The organism is Peribacillus sp. NPDC055009 (assembly GCF_053608705.1).
The window spans coordinates 1-22,760 of the sequence record NZ_JBSGVZ010000010.1 but is presented as its reverse complement, the minus strand read 5'-3'; the positions used below and the strand labels follow the sequence as shown (position 1 = coordinate 22,760).

The window sequence follows — 22,760 nt, the reverse complement described above, 5'->3', positions numbered from 1 at the left end:
AACATGAATTGATGCAGATAGCAAATTATCCAGTGATATTTTAAGGTGACTTCACATTCTTTTTGCCTTCCTATTTTCTTTATTTATCCAATTTAATGATTCAGATAATAATTAATGGGTATATCAGAGTAATAACAAACCGTACGATTTTCACTTTAAGAATTACAACAAGGAGGTCACTCAATGAAATATTACAAAGTTTCTAATAGCGGTTTTGACAGTAAGGTTATTGTAGCCTATAGCGGGTATGAGGCACTCGGATATTATTTAATGGAAATCGATGATCAACTTGGTTTTGTTGATGATATAGATGTGGAAGAAGTGGATGCTGATGAACGAGTCGAGATTTCCTATACCGGGTATCCCGTTTATAAAACACTTAAGGAGCTATATCAAGAGAAAGATTTTTGGGAAGTGCCTAATGTTGTCGTGGAAGTCGAATAATGAAACCACCCCACATCTTTAAAAGAATTCCAATTTACCTCCCAATTAAACCGGTCATATAGTATTTGGTAATTGCCAGATATTCACGGGTATATGATTTCAATAGTGACACTCTTGGTGTCTTTGCCGGCAGTCCCTTCATGTCCAAGCCTTCTCTTTTTGCTATTTCTACTGCCCGGTAGATATGAAAGTCATTACTAACGATCAATCCTGAAGCTGCTGTATCAGGAATGAGTTCTTTTGAGAAAACAATATTTTCGTGAGTTGTTGTAGATTTGTCTTCCATCATGATGCGTGCTTCTTCAATTCCCTGGGCGATTAGTCCCTGTTGCATGGCTTTTGCTTCCGATATTTCTTCTCCCGGCCCTTTGCCGCCAGATACAATGGCCACTGTCTGTTTATTAGCCGATAAATACTCTGCAGCTTTATCAATCCTGTATTGTAAGGATAATGAAAGCACCGAACCTTTGACCCTTGCTCCAAGAATAATGAGATAATCGGCATTTCCCGGAATTTGCTGGTGAATGGTTCCTTGAATTTTCATGTGCAAAAAACCAAAATACCCCAGTACTGCAATAACGCTAATTACACAAAATTTCTTTAAAGTTTTTCCCCGTTTTTTTCTTTCCTTATATATCATGCTTTCCGACTGACTCCCTCATAAATACAGAGCGGGAAATCATGAATGACTTCCCGCTCTTCCAAAAATATTGCATTCAACAGCTTATTCTGTAACCATGTCATCATATATCAATTTTCCAATTTTACTGATTACTTGACGGCTTTCTTCCTCTGATTTCATATCTTCAGTAAGAACTGCAGCATAAACAGTTTGTGTTTCTGACCGAATGATTGCGCAATCATGGGCAACTCCTCGAATTCCGCCCGTTTTGCTTGCGACCTTGACCCCTCTGCCCATCAGTGATGGAAGTTTATCCCTTAATTGCTGATTGTCAAGTACACGCAAGATTCTTTCCTGGCTTTCTTTCGTTAAAAAGTTGCCTGTATGTATGGCTTTTAAGCAGGTGATCGTATCTTGCGCCGATATGGTATTGTCGCGCCCTTCTTTTAGTGCCTTAAAATCCTGCATTTTTCGTTCGAGGACAGTATTTTTCAAACCAAGTTCCTTGATGCATTGATTGATTTCCTCAAAGCCTAGCAGGTTCATCATCATATTCGTGGATGTATTGTCGGAAACAGTTATCATCAATGTCAATAAATCCTCTACAGTTAAAAATACCTTGTTCGATAATACATGCAGCACCCCGGATCCCCCAGTCACTTCATTAGGCGGGATGGTCACTGGTTGGTTCAAATAGATTTTCTTTTGTTCACTTTGACGATAACCTTCGATGATCATTGGTATTTTGATTAAACTCGCTGATTGAAAGGATTCATTCTCATGATATCCAATCGTGTCCCCAAGACCATTTTCAATTTTATATGCGATTCTCCCATTAAATGTTTCAACTAATGCCAAGATATCATGTTCTATAGTCTTTAAGGTCATCTATCCCTGTTCCTCCCTTATATATCATATAATCCCTATAAAAATCCTTATACCCTAACTTATTCTACCATGTTAAAAGCAGTACAATCTTCTTATAAATTCCAAATTGAATGATTTTTTGTATAAAAAAAGAGCCTTCATATCGAAAGCTCCGAGTTTATTGACAAAAGGGGTCCGTCTGAATTTTTAAACTAGTTGATTGGAACGGAGGGTGCGAGACTCCTGCGGGAAAAGCGCGTCCAAGGGAGACCCCACAGGCGCCAAGAGCGCCGAGGAGGCTCCCGGACCGCCCGCGGAAAGCGAGTGCCTGGAGAGGAAATCAACGAACATATTTTACACTCCCTCAAAAAAACGTAGCCAATCTTAATTATTATCGATTTTGTCTATAGTTTAAGAGCCTTCATATCGAAAGCTCCCTCAATAACCATTATTCATCTGGCATTAACTGCCCGGCTCTTCGCTAATGGGAATCGTTTCTTCTCGGTTGTATCCACCTGTGTGATTTTACCATCATGTACGGTTATTAAAACTGATCCATATTGCAGATCTTCCAAGCTTGAAATGATATGCCTGATTTTCATTTCTTCTTTCTTTTCCATAATATCTCTCCCCTTCACTACTGGTAATAAAGCTTCGTTTCATGCCTAATGTTAAAAGTGATCCCATGAAAAACGCAGGTGCTTCCCACTTTCAATGTTTTCTTGAGGAACTTGGTTTACCTATCATATCCTCATCACTTTACTTTCCGAATAAGAATAACCAGTTAATAGGAACTCCATATTCCCCTCCCTTCACTATAAAAAATAAAAGGCACCCGCCATCTAACAGATTAGATGTAAGGGTGCCTTTAGTTGACTAATCGGCAATATTCGGGAGTTGCTTATGTTATAGAAAAATAAAATTCAAGCAACAAACCATATTATTCTTACCAATTAACTTGGTATTTACTAATATAATCCAATTTTCTCCTATTGTCAATAACACTTTTAAATTTTCTGATTAGTCTGCGTTTTATATTTTACTTATTTACCACTTTACCAAACTAAACTATTTGAGATATACTATTTTAGTATAAGTTGTCGGTATAAACACACACTTTGTATATAAGAAAGGTTCGATATAAATGGTAAATAAAAAATGGGGTTTATTGATTTTGACCACTTTCGTAATTGGAAATATGGTCGGCGGCGGAATTTTCATGCTCCCTGCTCAATTAGCACAGGTATCCAGTCCATTAGGGGCCACATTGGCATGGATTGTTACTGGACTGGGGGTTTTTCTAATAGCTTTGGTGTTTGGTAACCTGGCAGTCCGAAAACCGGATTTGAAGGCTGGACCACAAAGTTATGCTCAATCATTATTTAAATCTCCTGCTAAAGGAAGGGTTTCAGGGTATAGCATGGCTTGGGGCTATTGGGCTGCGAATTGGGCTGCGACAGCTTCTGTCATCATTTCATTTGCTGGTTACCTATCAACGTTTTTCCCGGTGATGCATAGTACGAAAGTGATTTATACTGCAGGTTCGTTTCAACTTGAACTAGGTAAAGCATTAACGTTTGCGGTATGTTCCATTGCCCTTTGGGGGATTCAGGCAATCTTGGTAAGAAGTTTTAACAGTGCTGGGAAAATGAATCTTTTTGCTACAGTTACCAAAGTGCTTGGATTCTTATTTTTCATCATTATCACGATATTCATCTTCGATACTTCCAATCTAGGAAACGGAGCTGAATTTTATGATAAGGCAGGTTCAGCCGTCTCTTTAGGTGATCAAGTGAATGCTGCTGCAATTTCAACATTATGGGCCTTCATCGGTATCGAAGCTGCCGTCATGCTTTCAAACCGTGCCAAGTCACAAAATGATGTAAAGAAAGCGACGATTTTTGGTTTACTCATCGCTGTTGCCATTTATATCGGCATTACTTTATTGACGATGGGTGCCATATCACAAGACGAGTTGAAAATATCACAAAAACCGCTTGTTGACGCACTACAAGCAGTAGTTGGTTCAAGCGGCACGTATTTAATGGCTGCTCTTGCCGTCATTTCCTTATTGGGATCGACAATCGGATGGATTGTCGTTGCCTCAGAAGTTCCTTACCAGGCAGCGAAATCGGATTTGTTTCCAGCCTACTTTGCGAAAGCGAACAAAAATGGCACACCCGTCCGTTCTATGACAATAACAAATATCATGACACAGATATTCTTATTCTCCACTATTTCGGGTACGATTTTGGAGGCTTATAAATTTTCGATGATCGTCGCTACACTCGCTTACTTGATCCCGTATCTTGCATCCGTTTTGTATCAATTGAAACTGATCATGACTGGGGAAACCTATGACATCATGAAAGGCTCAAGGGTACGTGATGGAATTATCACCATCCTGGCTTTAATCTACTCGATCTGGGTCATCAAGACAGGTACAGCCGATATGAATACATTCATACTTGGCATTGCCTTATATGTATTCGGAATCGTCCTATACCCACTCTGGATGAGAAAAAAAGCATAACCTTAAACACCTTGGCATTAATAAGTGCCAAGGTGTTTTTTTATATATCCTTTATTGCCAATCTAGTTCTCAGCTGAACCGTATCACCTGATCTTAGCTCCCTCAATCCAGTCAATTTCGCAGACAAATCCAAATTAGGAGCATTCGTTACCCATGTATATGGTTCAGGACAGGCGAACCCCTCCTGATTGAATAATACCCAAAACTTAAAGTGTTGATCAGCATGATAGATGACCTGTATGCCTGCCCCTTGGTCAGTGAGAATGCACTCGTTCTCGAGGGCTCTTTCCTCATCATAGCCAAATAGGTCATCAAACAGCCTGCCCTCCAAGCTAAAGCCGTTTTGGATTTCCAGTGTATCGGCCGTTTCATGAATTGCACCAGTGGGCAATGACCTTTCATTCAACTCCCAATGTTTATTGACGGGAAGGGATATTCTGCAATCCTCTAATTTCCCCCCTGGTCCAAATGGAAAATTGAATACTGTATGATAACCTGCCCCCCACGGAAAGGGTTCATTGCCCTTGTTGGTGATTTCCAATTGTATATCCAATGATTCATCCCTTAAAGTTAAAGACATATTTACAGTGATATCATGTGGAAAGCTATCTTTTAAATCAAACTCACTGCTTGAAAATTCAGTATTAATGACAATTTCTTTCCCGTTCACTTCCTTTTTGCAGACTTTCCAAGGCTTGTCATGTAAAAAACCATGTATATGATTAAATTTTTCCGTTTCATTGACCGGAAACCTATACACAGTCCCCTTATATGTAAATTGACCAGCTTCAATTCGATTAGGAGGAAACAAGATAGGCATTCCGTATAAAATGGGAGCCTTTTTATACTCTTCCAGACTAACCGGAGTTCGCAGCACCTCAATATCCTTTTGCTTGTACTTAAACGAAAGCAGATTGCTTCCTAAAGATGGCGCAAGTATCGCTTCCACTTTTTCATTGCCGAACTTTATGGCCTTTTCATTTAAAAAAGTGATATCTTCCATGTAACCTGTCACTTATTCTCCTCCTTTGACTTGAACATATATCCATCCTACTTCCGCAGACCATTTTTTGCAACAAATGGAAAATATAATTCATTATAATCTATCTGTGTTTAAAATATGTGTTGGCAATCTAGCATTATGCTTTGTTTGCTATTTTTCTATTTCTCTATTATCTTTTTCCCTCACATCGATCAAGTTGTACCTTATTAAATAAAAAAAGGATGCCGTTACGGCATCCTTTTTTTATTTATCTATTACTTTCACTTACTAAAGCCACTATGCCTTCTTCATCATCCAAAACAAGTTCAATACCCGAGTATGGATCTTTATTCATATATTCATCCAGCCATAAGCGAAGCGCTTCTATCAAGTTGATGGTAATTAACACTTGTTTTCGGCCATCGACAAACGCTTCCGCCGAAAAGCCATAATCATCATCATACATTAACTCCACTTCCACCTCATTGGGCTGTACTTGCTTTTTACGGGCAATGTAAACACAAACCGCATTGATGATATCTTGTTCGGATATCTTTAGCCTCTCCATGGGTTTGTATCCTCTTTCTTCTTCTTATCTTTGAAATATGTGAATATTTTACGGATTACAACGATTAATACCACAACCGCCAACACGTTGATTAATAGACCAAGTATAGAACCAAGCATTCCCATATTGGCGAATAGGCTTCCAAAAAGTAAACCTGCCAATCCACCTAGCATAATTCCTTTCATTAAGCCGCCTTTTGTGAATGTGTTTCCACTCTTAGCTTTATTAGTAGTAGTAGCATCTGACTTCTTCGTTTCTTTATTTTGGAAATTCGAATTATTATTGTTGTTGCTGTTAAAGCTTCTTTTTCCTGACTTGTAACCCCTTGCATCGACTGATTCCGTATGATCCTGGAATACATAAGTGCCGACTGGCGAGAATGCTAGTGTAATTGTAAGTAATGCAGCCATAAATTTTTTCATCATGTTTTTTTGCCTCCGTTTATAGTATGGAATGATGTTTCTTTATATGTTTTCCCAGAGTTACTGAAGTCCACATCACCTATCCTTATTTTATCTTATAGTATTTACGTTGAATTTCAAAATAAGTTTCATTTTTTTCGATTTTTTTCAAAAAAAATAAGCAGGGGCATTTTCTCCCCTGCTTATTATAGAACTATTAGTTTACACGAACGACACGGCCGTTGAATACACCTGCCCAATATCCGCTTTCCATATTGGCGATTGCAACACCTGTTGAACTTTGGGAACCGATAAATTTGCCGCCGCCGACATAAATACCGACATGTCCATCAGTTTTATAGGTATTGAAGAACACTAAATCTCCAGGTTGTATTTGACTCTTAGATACTTGACGTCCTGCACCTTTCAATGCATCCGTACTTGCTGGAAGGTTCACACCAGCTTGTTTATAAGCCCATGCAACGAATCCTGAACAATCGAAAAGACCGTTAGCGATATCGGATGCCGTTCTTCCGCCACCAAATTTATATGTGGAGTTACCGATATATTTATAACCTGCTGTAATGGCAGAGCCTGTATTTGCACTGCTTGGTTTGCTTGATGTTTCAGTTTTACTGGCTGCAGGTTTTGCAGCAGAACTGTTTTCAGATGAATTTGAAGATGATTCACCTTTAGATGAGCTTTTTGCCGAAACTTCGCCTTTAGAAGAACTTGTTGATTCTTCCCTAGAAGAGCTTGATGATCCTTCACTGGAAGAATTTGAAGAACTCACTTCTTCAGCAGCACGGTCAAGATCTGCTTTCTCTGCTGCTTTACGTTCTTCCTCTTTTTTGATATTTTCACGGATGGATGCTATTTGTGCTTCTAAACCGGCATCTTTATTCTCTAAAGATTGTTTTAGTGCTTCTGTTTCCGATTCCTTCTTTACAATCTTAGCCTTCATGTTGACAGTTTCAGCTTTTTGATCTTTAATTTGGGATTGCATGCCTTTAAGCTCTACTTCCATATCCTTAAGGCTTTGCAATTTTTTCTCAACGGTCGCTTGTTTTTTCTCTAAGTCAGCTTTATCCGCTTCCTGCTCGCTAAGAATCTGTTGGTCAGCTTCCACGATAGTGGCTACCGCTCCAACACGATTAACGAATTCACCAAAGCTTTTAGAGCCTAAAACAACTTCTAGGTACTCAACGTCCCCGCCGCTCTCTTGGAATGAAAGCGCGCGCTCTTTCAAGACTTCCTCGCGTTTTGCGATTCTTTCTTCCAACGCTTTAATTTCTTTCTTTAAAGATTCTATGTCTTTTTCGGTGTCTTTAATTTCTTGTTTAGTATCTTTGATTTTTTGATCATTTTCTTTCATTGCCGATTCGATCTGGGCAATTTGGGCATTCATTTTCGATTGTTCTTTTTTCAATTGTTGAATAACTTGTTCTGCCTCTGAAATATCTGATTGTATTCCTGTGCGTTGCGATTGAATATCCGTGATAGATTCAGCTTTTACAGACGGTATGGCAAAAGCGCTTCCTAATCCAAGCATAATTGTCGTGTTCAATACGATAAGTTTTTTCTTCAAACTCATTTCCCCTGCTTTCCTCCCCTTGCATTTCCATCGACCCACTTCTTTTTCTCTATGAAAAATGATTAGTCAAAATAAATTGCTGGGAACTCTTCTCTATTTTTTTTACTCTTTATGTAATCTTCTAAGGTTGAGATAATATTAAATACATTTCTTAAACTCTACTATGTTTTCATCTAAGTCGTAGTATATCATCAGATTTTGTCAAATGCGTAATAACAATATTACAATTATATTTCAATTTTAACATTAAACATAAAAATTCGACTTTTCCACGAGATAAAACATCCAATATCTTACATAATCACCTTCGTAATCTGATGCAAGACTTTCTATCTAGTGTTTAGCACCAAGGGACCATAGACTATTGGCAGGCAAAAACTCACCAACTGTGAATGCACGGTAGCCCTTTTGGAACAGATTGCAGCTCATTTACCCTTCATACGGGAAGGGCTGCTAGCATTCACCAAAAAAAACCGCTCATCAGCGGTTTTTCCGTCAATATTCGACCCATCCTTAAATTCCAGCCATAAAGTCGACAAATACTTTCAATTCTTTCGGTCGGACGAATACCCTTTCTCCTTTGCTTATTTCCAGATTCATATATTGTTCTTTCGTCAGTTCAATTTCCAGCGGTTCGTTTGTATCCTGACGAATGACTTCTATCCGGACGATGGGGCCAATTGTATGAATGTGGTCAATTATGGATGCGATCGAACCCTTTTCCGTTGGTTCTCTTTCCATGATAAAGTTATGCGCCCTTACATAACCAGTTCCCGCTCCATCTTCACTGTCCGGGGCATTCATTTCCACATTCCCAGTTACCAATTTCCCTTGGTGAACGTTGCCCTTGAAAAGATTGACACTGCCAAGAAAATCATAAACGAATGGATTTTCCGGGTGATCATAAACTTCTTCCGGAGTTCCAATCTGTTCAATTTTCCCTTCATTCATGATAACGACCCGATCAGCAACATCCATCGCCTCTTCCTGATCATGCGTCACGAATACACTTGTAACATTGAATTCATCATGAAGTCTTCTTAGCCAACGCCGAAGTTCTTTGCGAACCTTGGCATCCAATGCCCCGAATGGTTCATCAAGCAAGAGGATATTCGGTTCAACGGCAAGTGCCCTTGCCAAAGCGACACGCTGGCGCTGGCCGCCTGATAATTGCGATGGATAACGATCTTTATATCCTTCCAGCTTGACGAGTTGAAGCAATTCGGTAACCTTTTGTGCAATAACTTCTTTACTCGGCCTTATTTTTCTAGGTCGGACCTTTAATCCATAGGCAATATTATCAAAAATGGTCATATTGCGAAAAAGGGCATAATGCTGAAAGACGAAACCCACATTTCGATCTTTTACATGTTTATGCGTGTAATTCTCTTCATTAAAAAGGATCTTTCCGTTCTCAGCCTGTTCAAGACCCGCGATGATACGCAGTAATGACGTTTTTCCCGATCCTGAAGGGCCAAGCAGGGCTACAAGTTCACCGCTCTTTATTTCCAGATCGATGTTCCGGAGTGCTTGATAGGCCCCGTAATATTTTGTAACATTTTCAATGATGATACTCATTTCATTCCTCCTATCTCGCTTTGGTTGATTTAAAGTCAGTTTTCCACTCTATGAAGCTCTTAATAATCAAGGTTATGATTGCAAAAATGGACATCAGGGATGCAACGGCAAAAGCGGCCGAAAATTGATATTCATTGTATAAGATTTCAATATGTAGCGGCATCGTATTGGTCATGCCACGTATATGGCCCGATACGACCGATACAGCTCCAAACTCCCCGATTATCCTTGCATTGCAAAGGATGACCCCATATAGAAGTCCCCATTTTATATTTGGAAGCGTCACATACCAAAATGTCTTAAACCCTCCCGCACCCAGCGTGAGTGATGCCTCTTCTTCAGACGTCCCCTGGTTTTGCATGAGCGGGATCAATTCGCGCGCAATGAATGGGAAGGTAATGAAAATGGAGGCGATGACAATCCCTGGTATTGAAAAGATCACTTTAATGTCAAGAGATTGCAGCAGTGGACCAAGTGTTCCATGCAAGCCGAACAGAAGGACAAAAATCAACCCGGCAATGACGGGTGAAACGGAAAAAGGCAAATCTATCAATGTTATTAAGAAGTTTTTTCCCTTGAAATCATATTTTGTTATGGTCCACGCGGCAACCACTCCAAATATGGCATTGAGTGGCAAGGTGATGAGGACAACGATCAATGTTAACTTAATCGCAGCCACGGCATCAGGGTGGACAATGGCCGCAAAATAAGCTTCGGCACCTTTTTCAAATGCTTTTACAAAGATCGCGATTAATGGGACGACTAAAAACAAAGTGAGAAATAGCAATACAATGGATATGAGGATCCACTGTATGGATTTAGGCTCTTTAGTTGCGTTTCTCGTAGTAATGACTGGGTGATTCGCATTTGCAACAACTGAATTATCATGTTCCATCATATCCCTCCTACTTCCCTGAATATCTTTTGCTGGTCCACCATTGTAAGATATTGATGGTGAATAAGATTATAAATGTAATAATGAGCATGACGGCTGCAACAGCTGTTGCACCTTCATAATCATACTGTTCAAGCTTTGTCATGATGATCAGCGGGGAAATCTCCGTTTTAAACGGCATATTTCCGGCAATGAAGACAACTGACCCATACTCTCCAAGTGCCCTCGCAAAAGAAAGTGCAAAACCCGTCAATATCGCTGGAATCAATTCCGGGAAGATAATTTTAATGAATGTCTGCATTCGATTCGCCCCTAAAGAGGCAGATGCTTCCTCCATCCCTTTTTCGATATTTTCAAGCACCGGTTGAACCATCCGCACCACGAATGGAAGACCGATAAATATTAGGGCGATGATGATCCCTGCGGGAGTGAAAGCGACCTTAAAGCTGAAAAATTGCCCGATCCATCCGTTCGGTGAATACAAGGTGGTCAACGTAATCCCTGCCACGGCAGTCGGGAGGGCAAAAGGCAAATCAACCAGTCCATCGATGATCCGTTTGCCGGGAAACTCATAACGAGTAAGCACCCAGGCAATTAACACACCAAAAACTGCGTTCACAAAGGCCGCAGTTAACGCTGTCATGAAACTCAATTTATAAGAAGCGAGAACCCTTGGTTCAGTTATGGTCTCCCAAAAATCCCGGAACCCCATTGAAAATGTGTTTAGAAAAACCATCGATAACGGGATCAAAACGATGATGGAGAGATACAGCAGCGTAAAACCCATCGTCAATCCAAAACCGGGTATGGTCCTCTTTTTCGTCTGTTTACCTTCAGTCACTATATTCATCGCTTCGCCTCAACCCTTTTTCTGATTTATGAAGGAGAAGATGTTAAAGCCATCTTCTCCTTCATGCTTATTGCTGTTGATAAATCTCGTCAAATGTGCCACCATCATTAAAATGTGTTTCCTGGGCTTTTTTCCAGCCGCCAAACGTATCATCAACAGTCACCATATCGATATTGGCAAATTGATCTTCATATTCGGCAAGAACCTTCTCATCCCTCGGACGATAGAAATTTTTCGCGGCAATTTCCTGACCGGCATCCGTATAGAGGTATTCCAGGTAAGCTTCAGCCACTTCCTTTGTTCCTTTTTTCTCGACCACTTCATCGACAACAGCTACCGGCGGCTCTGCTAATATACTGATTGAAGGATTGACGATTTCATATTTGTCATCACCGAATTCTTCCAGGGTTAAATAGGCTTCATTCTCCCAAGCGATTAATACGTCACCAATTCCCCTTTCCACAAAAGTGGTCGTTGCACCGCGTGCCCCTGAATCCAGGACTTCAACATTCTGATAAAGTTTTTTCATGAAATCCTTCACTTTTGTTTCGTCATTATCGAACTTTTTCTCCGCATAAGCCCAGGCAGCCAGGTAATTCCACCTTGCCCCTCCGCTTGTCTTTGGATTTGGAGTAATGACGGATACATTCTTTTTAATCAGATCATCCCAATCTTTAATGCCTTTAGGATTATCCTTTTTTACCAAAAACACAATGGTTGATGTGTATGGTGTCGAGTTCTCCGGTAAACGTTTTTGCCAGTCCTTCGCTAACAAATTACTAGCTTCATAAATGGCATCAATATCATAAGCCAATGCCAATGTAACGACATCCGCCTCCAATCCATCAATAACTGCCCTGCCCTGTTTACCAGATCCGCCATGTGATTGCTGAATCGTTACATCCTGACCGGATTCTTCTTTCCAGTGCTTCACGAACGCTTCATTGAATTCCTGGTACAATTCCCTTGTCGGATCATATGATACATTCAAAAGCTCGACTGACTTTGATGTCCCGCCGCCTTCCGTTTTTTCCGAGTTGCATCCCGCAAGTACACCGAATGCTAAAATCAAACTTATTAAAAACATTACCTTTTTCATGAGCTTCCCCCTTTTTTACAACAAAAAAGGCATGCTATTTCCCTTTCAATTATTCAGGAGATAGTATGCCTTCAGTTCTCTGATCAGCAAGTATTTTTTTGTATATCATTACCATAAAGCAAAGTTTACCCAGTTGTCAACTAGGTATTTCATGTCCTTTTATTTAAATTCATTCACATTTTGCAAGTTTAAGAATTCCATCACATGAAAAGGGCTCAATCCAACGGGGAGATCGAGCCCTTTTTATACTTATTATGAATCTGAAGCTTGTTGATACAGCCTATTGTCCAAGATATACTGATAACACTGATCAGGCAGTAAATACCTTGGTTCCCCGCCCATCGCGAATTCATCCCTTATATATGTAGAACTGATTTCCATGGAAAGGCCTTTATCAATAAGGTGAAATGTATTTCCATCATCATAATTCCTTAGCAATGGACTTTTGGATATGATTTTCAGCATATCGATCCCATCCCGTGCCATGACGATGAATTTATGATTTGCAATCAGTTTTTCCCTGAATTTCCATCGTAAGTGTACCGGCAGCACCTGATTATCAATATCTTCAAGTAAATCTGCACCCATTATGAAGTAAACTTCGTCCTTTGGAAATCGTGATTTAAAATATTCCATCGTATACCAAGTATATTGTTTACTCGTCCCGGCACGTTCATTAATTTCATAATCACTGACTTCGAATAACGGGTTGCCCCCTATTGCCAGCTTGAGCATTTCCCAACGGTGTTCATTGCTCGTTTTCATCTGTTTATCGATACGGCCATTTGAGCAAGGTAAAAAAATCACCTTGTCTAGCTTAGCACGATGCGCAATGGTGGATGCTGTCCATAAATGCACGTTCGTGACCGGATCGAAGGAAGATCCATAAACTCCAATTTTGCCCATCCTGATATCCCCCCAGTCAAAGCTTACAGTTTGGTCCTTAATGTCCAAAGCTCAGGAAAAAATGGCTGTTCGACCACTTTCTTCAGATAACTTACACCTGACGATCCGCCAGTTCCCTTTTTATTACCGATGATCCGTTCTACAGTACTCATATGATTGAATCTCCAGAATTGTTGTTGACTTCCAATATCAACGAGTTTTTCGGCCAGCTCATACAAATCCCAGTAGTTATGCACATCGCGGTAAACGGTCAGCCATGCTTTTTCAACACTTGCATTTTCCTGATAAATTAAAGACCAATCCCTCTTCAGGACCGATTGATCAATAGGAAGCCCTAATGCAGCCAAAGCACCTAAAGCCGCATCATAAATACTTGGTTTATTCAAGGCTGCCATCATCGACTCATAAAGCTCGGGCTGATGACGGAAAACGGCCAATATTTGCGAATTCTTTTGACCCATCGCAAATTCTATCAACCTGTTCTGAAATGATTGAAACCCTGAAGAGTTTCCTAGTTTCTCCCGGAATTCCATATAATCGGATGGCGTCAAGGTCGAAAGCACATTCCAAGATTGAACTAGTTGCTGTTGGATCCTGGCCACTCTGGATAGCATCTTAAAGGAAGGCTCCAAATGTCCTGCCTCAATATGATCAGTTGCCGCAGTCAATTCATGGATTATCAATTTCATCCACAATTCACTTGTTTGGTGAATGATGATGAACAGCATTTCATCGTGATGGCCGGAAAGTCGATGCTGACTTGATAAAATTTGATTTAAATGCAGATAGTCCTCATAGGACATATCTTTTTCAAAATCAGTTACCATACTTTCTTCCAAACGATGTTCATCTCTTGGACCCTTATCCATACTATCCCTCTTTCCCTTTACTTTCTTTTGAATTTCGACATCAAAAAATAAATGATGCAAAGAAAGATCAGCCAAGGAACCCCGAACTGGAGCACGATTTTAAATGGGCCAGTGAACCAGGTAGATACCGTCAAAGCAAACAAAAGTAATGCACCAAGAATCGTTAGATATGGAAATCCATACATTTTAACCGGTAATTTGCGGCCACCTGATTTCTCCCATCTCTTCCTGAAATATAAATGGGAAATGAACACCATGAACCAGGTTAAAATGGCTCCGAACATTGATATCCCCATCATGAATGCATATGAAGTATCCGGAAGCAGGACCTTTACTCCTGCAGCAAGAAATATTCCTAAAGTGGATATGAGAAGTGCCCTTACCGGGACACCTTTCCTGCTCACTTTTTGAAATAGGGCTGGAGCCTGCTTTTGCTCGGATAACGAAAATATCATTCTGGTGGAGGCATATAATTGACTATTCATAGCGGATAAAGCAGCGGTTAAAATAATGAAATTCATTATTCCCGATGCCCCGGGAACATTCAGGATTTCCATTACCTTAACAAATGGGCTTTTGTCAATACCGGCAGATTGCCAGGGAACAATCATTAACATGATCCCGATAGTCAGTACATAAAAAGTGGCAAGCCTGAAGACAGTAGCCTTCAAAGCTTTAGGGACGGCTATATCCGGATCCTTTGCTTCTCCCGCCGTCACCGCAATCAACTCAGTTCCTAAAAAGCTGAAGAGCGAAATGAATATGGCGACCCAGAGCCCCCAAAAGCCGAAAGGCATAAAACCTCCATCATTGGCATAGTTCTCTACACCGATCCCGCTTGAAGGTCCTGCGCCAATCACCACATAGGCGCCAAGTAGAATGAATATGACAATGGCGCTTATCTTGATCATTGAAAATACATACTCAAAATTCCCGAATGTATTGACACTCGTCGCATTTACATAGATTAGCAGTGCAGCAAAAAGGAAAATCCAAACACTTCCAGGTACAGCCGGGAACCAATATTTCATATAAACAGCGATGGCACTCACTTCGACACCAATGGCAAGAACATTCGCTATCCAATATGAATACCTCACAACAAAACCCGCAAATGGACTTATATATTTTTCAGCAATGGTACCAAAGGATCCCGATGTTGGATAGGCTACAGTCATTTCCGCCAAACAGCCCATCAGCAGAAGGACAATGAATGCACCTATTGCATAGCTGATAAGTACACTTGGACCTGCCGTTGAAATCGCAAGGCCGCTACCCAAGAATAACCCGGTGCCAATTGCACATCCCATGGCTATCATGGTGATTTGATTCGATGATAATTCACGATGCAGTTTATTTTTCTCCATATGTTGCTCCCATTCTAGGCAATGATTCCCCTTTTATTTTCATAGTTTTCATATATTCTGCCGTCCATGATCTTCTTAAGCACCTGTACAGTTTCATAGACTTCCTGAAAAGAGGTATAAAGAGCAACAGGTGCTAAACGAATCATATTCGGTTCACGATAATCGGGAATGATGGCCTCTTGTTTCAATGCTTTACATATTCTTGCAGCTTCTGGATGTTCAAGGATGATATGACCGCCCCTTTTTGCTTCATGCCTTGGGCTCCCAATCTCAAATCCATATCCCGTCAATTCCGAATGTACTAAATCCATAAGATATTGAGTCAGCTTCAAGGATTTCTTCCGGACTTGTTCTATCCCCGCTTCCGCAAACATTTCAAGCGAGCCTAAAAGGGGGGCCATGCTTAATATATGGGGAGTTCCAATTTGAAAGGCACCTGCCGAATTTGCCTGGGTAAAGGTATGTTCCATATCGAACTGCCTATCTTTCCGCGACCCAAACCATCCAGCCAACCCGGGCATCCTTGCAAAATGCTTACGGTTCACATATAACCCCGCTACACATCCTGGTCCGCCATTCAAATGCTTATAATTACACCAAAACGCGAAATCCACTTCCCAGTTGTCAAACAAATGCGGGATGGCCCCCACGGAATGACAGGCATCGAATCCTATCATGATTCCACGCGCATGCGCTTCCTTTGTTAACCTCTCCATATCAAGGATCTGTCCGCTTCGATATAAAACCGTCGGAAGTACAATCAACGCTATTTCCTCGTTCATCTCTTCAATGATGTCTTCTTCTTCAAGGAATTTACCATCTCGGCTTTTCACCTGAACCAAGTGTGCCGAAGGATCAAGCCCATGCAATCGGAGCTGGCTTTGAAGTGCATAGATATCACTCGGGAAGGTTAGTTCATCCGCCAAAATCTTATTCCTGCCAGCTCTCGGTTCAAAAAAAGTGGCCGCAAGCTGATGCAGATTAGCTGTAGTCGACCCTCCCATTATCACTTCATCCTCTAAAGCTCCTACCAACGGGGCACTCAATTCACCCAATCTCTCAGAAAAGTAAAACCAGGGCTCGGTGCCTTCCGTCCACCCATCGATTCCATACCTTTTCCAATCTTCCAATGACTTCATTAAACTTTTCTCAGCCCGCTTCGATAAAAGTCCCAATGAGTTGCCATCCATATAAATCATTCCGGGGTTCAAGTAGAACTCCTCTCTGTAAGAAACTAATGGATCTTCCTGATCCAAAGTTTTCGCATACTCTTTCGTTGACATGAAATTATTGATATCCATGTTCTCCCCGCTTCCTTCCAAGCCACTTTTTTTCACTTGTAGATCCCTACCCCTTCCCATGCCAACCTTATCATTCTGTCAGGATCTTTTTCAATATAATCCTTTTTATCAAAAATCATTGTGTAGTGATTTCTTTCATCATATTTCGGCCAGATTTCTCCTTCCGGGGGATTGGGGTTTCCATATTTCGCAAAGTTGACCCAATGGCCCTGCATTCTATGGGAAACCTTCAGGGCAGCTGACCTTGAACCATATGAAACAATCCGTTTCCCAAATGCCGAGTCAAAAGTCTGGAAAGCAAAAGGGATTTCCATACCATGCGTCGCCCCTAATTTACTTATGCGCATTGCCGCCGTTTTATAATCAAAACGATACATCCATGTTTTTTCAAAGCGGCTGTATGCCTCCGCATACCAAACCGAGGGAATATGGAAAGTCGCATCACGGCCAATGCCAAGCACAGCTTCCTTTTCTGGGTAGTTTAAATAAGCATTCGTAATTCGTTCTTTCGCCTCTGGATCAGTGTTATCGAACATTTTCTGAATCATCACCGAATTAGTTGGAATTAATGGGGGATCCATCTGGTCGAATAACGTCGCTTCGTCCCTATTTGTTCCTATAAGCAAGGGTATTCCCTTTGCTTTTCCGGATCGAATCGAATCTAGTGGATAATCGGGCAGGAAGTCACCATCTACGACAGGTCCAAATGATAATGAGCCCGGCATGGCCTGTGAATTTTCCTGCAAGAGTTGGTAGGAAGCCGTGACAATCTCTTGAACTGGAAGCGTCTTTAAGCGGTGGATTTCATCCTTTCCAATGCCCAATATTTCAAGGAACCTTTCACTGAATTGGCGAGCAAATCCTTTTCCGTAAACAGATGTCGGAGCAGGACTTTCCGCAATGGCCTGTTTAAAAAGACCTCTAGCTGAAGGAACAGTAAGTAAAGTCGTCACCGCATTGCCACCAGCTGATTCACCAAATATCGTAACATTATCAGGGTCGCCGCCAAACGCTTCTATATTTTCATTAACCCATTCCAGAGACGCAACTTGATCACGTAAACCTAAATTGGTTTCAAATATTTCCCCATCAACTGCAAACTCGGAAAAATCCAGATATCCCAGTGCCCCCAGCCTATAGTTGATGCTTACTACGACTACATCTCCATTCTTAGCCAGTAAATGTCCATTGTACATATCAAGGGATCCAGCTCCCGTTATGTATGCTCCTCCAGGAATCCACACCATGACCGGGCGTTTTTTATCATCTGCCCTAGGCGACCAAATATTCAGGAACAAGCAATCCTCATCCATTTTTTCATTTCCCGTCATTCCTGTCCTTACCGCCCGATCCATCGGCTGCGGGGGAATCGGACCAAAATCCACAGCATCCAGGACACCGCTCCACTTATCAACTGGCTCCGGCGAGAGGAAACGCAGACCCTCAATCGGCGCTTTCGCATACCTGACTCCACGCCAAACGCATATATCGTTTTCCATAGTACCTTGAAGATGTCCTTTTACCGTCGTAACTATCGATCCAATCATTCCCTTTCACCTCTTCATATAGTAGTAGATACTTAAGTTCTTCTTTTTCCATTCCCTTATATCCTTCATCTTTATTGAAAAAAGATCTATAGACTCCGTTCTTCCAAAATAAAGTACCGCTATCGTATATAAAGTCAGGTTATCCTCATGAGTTTGAAGTTTTCATTAAATGGCCAGTTAACAAAAAAAGACCCAATCAGGTCTTTTTTGTTGAACTTGGCAAAAAGCTTAGGCGAGCATGGCAAGGATACTCAATAAAGAGCTGCCCCGAACGGAAAGCTGTTGTGCAGCATATGTTAATTGCTGTTCATCGAGCTGTTCCAATAAAGGCTTTAATTCCAGCAATTCATTCTCCAGTCCTTTAAGGTCTGTAGATAGCTTGTCCACCATCAAGAGCACTTGCTCAGAATCAACAGTGGTTTCAGACCAGACTTGTAACCGTTCCTTGATTTCAGTCAAAGGCATATTCTGTTCTTTATACCGATTAATCATTTGAAGACGATTTAAAGCATCTTCTGTGTAATACCGATATCTTGACCCAGTTTTTTCATAGTTCAGCATTCCTAATTGTGTGTAATAGTCAATGGTTCTTCTCGAAACATTCGCAAGTTCAGCAAGCTGGCCAATCCGATATATATTCACCCAGATAGTCACCTTCTTTTAAAAATCTACTGTTAACGATACTATAACATAACTATCCAAAAAGGTGACTTCGAGGATGAAACTATTAGACTACTTTATCCGAATTGCCCTTCAACTGCTTCTTGGCAAAATACAGGGCATCTTCCTTCGAATTAAAAAAGTGCTGTTTATCTATTTTATGATACAGACCAGTGCTGAGTAACAATTCCTTGGGTTGCTGCTGAATTCCGGAAATGATTAATTTCCCCTTATATTTTCCGATGCGATTAACAATCGCCAATAGTGCAGCCTCTGCTGAAGTGTCCATATATGTTACCCGGCGCATGCTTATTACCAACACTTTCGTCTTATTATCCAAGTTCTCCAATATCGAAGACTCCAGGACGTCTATCGAACCAAAGAAGAGGGGACCTTCCAAGTTATACACATTGATCTTTGAATCCGAATTATCAATTGGGACTATCTCGGTAATCTCATGACTTCTTTCCCTGACTTTTAACGTGTGGCTCATTTTTGCAATGAAGGTGATGAAGGCAATCAATAAGCCAATTCCTACCCCCATGATTAAATCAGTGAAGACTGTGACGAGGAAGGTGACTAGCAAAACCGCAGAATCCGCCGTCTTCGTTTTCAATACATGAGCGAATTCCTTTCTTTCACTCATATTCCAGGCAACAAACATCAATATGGGCGCCATGCTAGCCAAAGGTATATGCGCTGCATATGGAGAAAGCACCAGCAAAACCAGTAAAACGACAATTCCGTGAATGACTCCGGACATCGGGGAGGCTGCCCCGCTTTTTATATTGGTAGCTGTCCTGGCAATGGCACCTGTCGCAGGTATCCCCCCGAAGAATGGGGTCGCGATGTTCGCGATTCCTTGCCCAACCAATTCCTTATTACTATCATGCTTGGTCCCCCCCATGTTATCGGCCACGGTAGCGGATAACAATGACTCGACACCGCCTAACAAGGCAATCGTAAAAGCAACGGGAAGGAGTGTGATAATGACTTCCACTGATAGCTCCGGCACTTGGAATTGCGGAAAACCTTTCGGAATCGCTCCATACGTAGAACCAATCGTAGCCACCTTATCGGGAAATAAAAAGTAAGCTGCAATTGTGGAAATCAGCAAACCCAGAAGCGGTCCTGGCACTCGTGGCAAAAGTCTAGGTGCCAGCAGTATGACGACAAAACATATAATCGCAACAATCACACTATATAGATTGATCGTGTCTGCTTTAATCACCAGTTCCTTCATGTTATCCATGAACGCTTCATGTTTTTCCACTTTCATACCAAAGAAGTTGGCAATTTGCCCTGAAAAGATTATTATCGCAATTCCTGTTGTAAATCCAATGATGACGGGACGGGGAATGAACTTCATCAAATTGCCTAACTTAAGCAGACCCATCAGGACTAACATAATCCCCGCTAAAAACCCGGCAATTAGCAGGCTTTCATACCCATATTGCATAACGATTCCAAATAATAAAGGAACGAACGCCCCGGTTGGCCCTCCAATTTGATACTTGGAGCCACCCAAAATCGATATGAGGATTCCTGCGATGATGGTCGTATATAACCCGTATATCGGTTCGACGCCTGAAGCAATTGCAAAAGCCAATCCTAAAGGGATGGCCACAACACCTACGACCAATCCTGCCGTTACGTCCTTTTGAAAACCCTTCATATTATACCCTTTAAATCTAGAATCTTTTATCATCTTTTTAAAACTCACATCCTTAGTCGTTTTTTTAGTTGGGATCTACCATCATCAGGAAAAATGACTTTCTTTCATTTTAGAGGGAGTTGCTTGATCAAAATTAATCTGACTATTGTAGGTTTTTTCAACGGGACAAACCATGCGGGGGGACTTTTCAAAGCTAAGAAATAATCGTCATATGTAATCTCCTTATGTTAAGTTATTTGACATGGCCTCTACCACGCTTCAACATTATACAGTAAAACGTAAAACTGTACATTGTTAGTAACGTTAACATTTGTTTACAACTTTTTGCATATTTTTACATTTATATTACAATCCGGGACCATGTTTCCAGTCTAGTTAATTTGAAGCCGGAGATTCAGACTATGAATCAGGAGGTTTGAACTTTGGACTAATTCCCCATACCGGAAAACTTGATTAATGGCCAATAGAAAAAGCATGTTTTGAGAAAGATTGCTCAAAACATGCTCTATAAAAACTCAAGGCTCTATATAAGTTTTCTTTCAGTTTACAGCTCTTCTCCTCTCGTCTCGATAATATGTTTATACCAATGAAACGACAGCTTCTTTTTCCGGTTTAACTGATCATGATGATCCACATAAATAAATCCGTATTGCTTCTTATACCCGTTTAACCAACTTAATAGATCAATGACAGACCATGCGTAATATCCTTTTAAATGTATGCCTTCGTTGATTGCCCGCTTAATCACTTTTAAGTGCTCCTCAATATATTTAATACGGGGAACATCCACTATTTCACCATCGATAATCGGATCCTCATCACCAAGTCCGTTTTCTGTAACATACATTTTAATATCACCATAACGCTCTTTTAACATATGCAGCCCATCTAAGAATCCTTGAGGTGAGATTTCCCAGCCCCATTTTGTATATGTTTTATCTTCCATTTTCACGGTCCGATAAAAGCCATCAAAAGACGGGTTTCCTGGAGCTAGAGTGGATGTTTCTCTTGAATGCTCCATGTTTGAAATGACTTCCCCATTTTTTTCCACACGAATGGGCTGGTAATAATTGAGTCCGATAAAATCATTTTTCCCCGCATTTCTTTTTAGCGTATCCAGTTCTTCTTCGGTCCAGCTTGGTGTCCAGCCTTTCTCCTTTAATTGCTCAACCACATAAGCTGGATATTCACCTTTTAAAATTGGGTCATAATACCAAAAAGTTTCATATTCATTGGCATGCCTAGCAGCTAATACATTCTCATGTTTGTCATCAATACTATAAGCTGGCAGGAATACATGGGTAATCCCAATTTCACCGTAATGATTCAGTGCCTTGTATACCTCTACCGCTTTGGCATGTGCATAAAAAACGTAATGTGTCGCTTGAAAGTATTTATTTTCATCGTTTTGGATTCCAGGCGGGTGCGCTCCTTTTAAATACCCTAAACCGCAAAACATAACCGTTTCATTAAACGTGATCCAATGTTTGACGCGGTCTCCGAATGCGCGAAAACAAATCTCCGCATACTTGACGAATGCTTCAGCTGTTCGCTTATTCGTCCATCCCCCATCTTGTTCAAGCGTCAAAGGCAAATCCCAATGATACAGCGTAACAAATGGAACAATCCCATATTTTAAACATTCATTAATAACATTATTATAAAATTCCAAACCTTTTTCATTGATTTCCCCGTCACCGGTTGGCAAAATACGTGCCCATGAAATGGAAAACCGATATGATTCAAGTCCCATCTCTGCCATTAATTTAATATCTTCTTTGTAACGATGATAATGGTCTATCGCTACATCACCGTTTGTACCTTCATATGTTTTCCCCGGTATCTTCGAGAAGACATCCCAATTCGTTATACCTTTACCATCTTCATCCCATGCTCCTTCTATTTGAAAAGAAGCGGAAGCTGCTCCTAATAAAAAATCGTGTGGAAACTTCAATTATAACCCTCCATTTCATACCCTCTTATTAAATTTATAATAATATAT

21 protein-coding genes are annotated in these 22,760 nt (G+C 40.8%); 2 read left to right on the top strand and 19 right to left on the bottom strand.

Annotated elements, in window-relative coordinates:
• Positions 1-183 precede the first annotated feature (183 nt).
• Positions 184-444, top strand: a complete 261-nt coding sequence (locus ACWF5P_RS15965) for a hypothetical protein (protein ID WP_101224047.1) — start codon at positions 184-186, stop codon at positions 442-444.
• 34 nt (positions 445-478) lie between these two features.
• On the opposite strand, the gene ACWF5P_RS15960 is transcribed toward ACWF5P_RS15965, so the two are convergent.
• The 3 genes from ACWF5P_RS15960 to ACWF5P_RS15950 form a co-directional block, all read right to left on the bottom strand.
• Positions 479-1,084 (bottom strand): YdcF family protein, encoded by a 606-nt coding sequence (locus ACWF5P_RS15960; RefSeq protein ID WP_452445069.1) that lies wholly within the window; start codon positions 1,082-1,084, stop codon positions 479-481.
• An 84-nt stretch (positions 1,085-1,168) separates the two neighbouring features.
• Positions 1,169-1,954, bottom strand: a complete 786-nt coding sequence (locus ACWF5P_RS15955) for a serine hydrolase (RefSeq protein ID WP_434168958.1) — start codon at positions 1,952-1,954, stop codon at positions 1,169-1,171.
• Between the two features lie 431 nt (positions 1,955-2,385).
• Positions 2,386-2,553, bottom strand: coding sequence for a YezD family protein (locus ACWF5P_RS15950; RefSeq protein ID WP_101224050.1), 168 nt, complete (start codon positions 2,551-2,553; stop codon positions 2,386-2,388).
• Positions 2,554-3,077: 524 nt separating this feature from the next.
• On the opposite strand from ACWF5P_RS15950, the gene ACWF5P_RS15945 reads away from it, so the two are divergent.
• Positions 3,078-4,466: an amino acid permease gene (locus ACWF5P_RS15945; RefSeq protein ID WP_434168957.1), complete on the top strand. Its 1,389-nt coding sequence runs from the start codon at positions 3,078-3,080 to the stop codon at positions 4,464-4,466.
• A 40-nt stretch (positions 4,467-4,506) separates the two neighbouring features.
• On the opposite strand, the gene ACWF5P_RS15940 is transcribed toward ACWF5P_RS15945, so the two are convergent.
• The 16 genes from ACWF5P_RS15940 to ACWF5P_RS15865 form a co-directional block, all read right to left on the bottom strand.
• Positions 4,507-5,481, bottom strand: a complete 975-nt coding sequence (locus tag ACWF5P_RS15940) for an aldose 1-epimerase (protein ID WP_434168956.1) — start codon at positions 5,479-5,481, stop codon at positions 4,507-4,509.
• Positions 5,482-5,716: 235 nt separating this feature from the next.
• Positions 5,717-6,016 (bottom strand): YxcD family protein, encoded by a 300-nt coding sequence (locus tag ACWF5P_RS15935; RefSeq protein ID WP_076366987.1) that lies wholly within the window; start codon positions 6,014-6,016, stop codon positions 5,717-5,719.
• Positions 6,004-6,438: a hypothetical protein gene (locus tag ACWF5P_RS15930; RefSeq protein ID WP_101224426.1), complete on the bottom strand. Its 435-nt coding sequence runs from the start codon at positions 6,436-6,438 to the stop codon at positions 6,004-6,006. The genes ACWF5P_RS15935 and ACWF5P_RS15930 overlap by 13 nt, the downstream gene beginning before the upstream one ends.
• 196 nt (positions 6,439-6,634) lie before the next feature.
• Positions 6,635-8,011 carry a C40 family peptidase gene (locus tag ACWF5P_RS15925; RefSeq protein ID WP_311735923.1) on the bottom strand — a complete coding sequence of 459 codons (1,377 nt, stop codon included), beginning with the start codon at positions 8,009-8,011 and terminating at the stop codon, positions 6,635-6,637.
• Between the two features lie 513 nt (positions 8,012-8,524).
• Complete coding sequence (locus ACWF5P_RS15920) at positions 8,525-9,589, bottom strand: TOBE-like domain-containing protein (protein WP_434168955.1); 1,065 nt, start codon at positions 9,587-9,589, stop codon at positions 8,525-8,527.
• A 10-nt stretch (positions 9,590-9,599) separates the two neighbouring features.
• Complete coding sequence (gene cysW, locus ACWF5P_RS15915) at positions 9,600-10,484, bottom strand: sulfate ABC transporter permease subunit CysW (RefSeq protein WP_434168954.1); 885 nt, start codon at positions 10,482-10,484, stop codon at positions 9,600-9,602.
• A gap of 10 nt (positions 10,485-10,494) precedes the next feature.
• Positions 10,495-11,334: a sulfate ABC transporter permease subunit CysT gene (gene cysT / locus ACWF5P_RS15910; protein WP_434168953.1), complete on the bottom strand. Its 840-nt coding sequence runs from the start codon at positions 11,332-11,334 to the stop codon at positions 10,495-10,497.
• A gap of 67 nt (positions 11,335-11,401) precedes the next feature.
• On the bottom strand, positions 11,402-12,433 hold the full coding sequence (locus tag ACWF5P_RS15905) for a sulfate ABC transporter substrate-binding protein (protein WP_452445068.1): 1,032 nt from the start codon (positions 12,431-12,433) through the stop codon (positions 11,402-11,404).
• 252 nt (positions 12,434-12,685) lie between these two features.
• Positions 12,686-13,339 carry a nicotinate (nicotinamide) nucleotide adenylyltransferase gene (gene nadD / locus ACWF5P_RS15900; RefSeq protein ID WP_434168951.1) on the bottom strand — a complete coding sequence of 218 codons (654 nt, stop codon included), beginning with the start codon at positions 13,337-13,339 and terminating at the stop codon, positions 12,686-12,688.
• 23 nt (positions 13,340-13,362) lie between these two features.
• A complete protein-coding gene (kynA, locus tag ACWF5P_RS15895; RefSeq protein ID WP_452445067.1) occupies positions 13,363-14,208 on the bottom strand; it encodes a tryptophan 2,3-dioxygenase in 846 nt (281 codons plus the stop codon).
• 17 nt (positions 14,209-14,225) lie between these two features.
• Positions 14,226-15,575: an amino acid permease gene (locus ACWF5P_RS15890; protein WP_101224059.1), complete on the bottom strand. Its 1,350-nt coding sequence runs from the start codon at positions 15,573-15,575 to the stop codon at positions 14,226-14,228.
• Between the two features lie 14 nt (positions 15,576-15,589).
• On the bottom strand, positions 15,590-16,876 hold the full coding sequence (gene kynU, locus ACWF5P_RS15885; RefSeq protein WP_434169627.1) for a kynureninase: 1,287 nt from the start codon (positions 16,874-16,876) through the stop codon (positions 15,590-15,592).
• A 32-nt stretch (positions 16,877-16,908) separates the two neighbouring features.
• Positions 16,909-18,423 (bottom strand): carboxylesterase family protein, encoded by a 1,515-nt coding sequence (locus ACWF5P_RS15880; RefSeq protein ID WP_434168949.1) that lies wholly within the window; start codon positions 18,421-18,423, stop codon positions 16,909-16,911.
• A gap of 228 nt (positions 18,424-18,651) precedes the next feature.
• On the bottom strand, positions 18,652-19,065 hold the full coding sequence (locus tag ACWF5P_RS15875; RefSeq protein ID WP_157831082.1) for a MerR family transcriptional regulator: 414 nt from the start codon (positions 19,063-19,065) through the stop codon (positions 18,652-18,654).
• 85 nt (positions 19,066-19,150) lie between these two features.
• On the bottom strand, positions 19,151-20,791 hold the full coding sequence (locus ACWF5P_RS15870) for a sulfate permease (RefSeq protein ID WP_434168948.1): 1,641 nt from the start codon (positions 20,789-20,791) through the stop codon (positions 19,151-19,153).
• Positions 20,792-21,302: 511 nt separating this feature from the next.
• The gene (locus tag ACWF5P_RS15865; protein WP_434168946.1) at positions 21,303-22,712 is read right to left on the bottom strand and encodes a GH1 family beta-glucosidase; all 1,410 of its coding nucleotides are present in this window, start codon (positions 22,710-22,712) and stop codon (positions 21,303-21,305) included.
• Positions 22,713-22,760 lie beyond the last annotated feature (48 nt).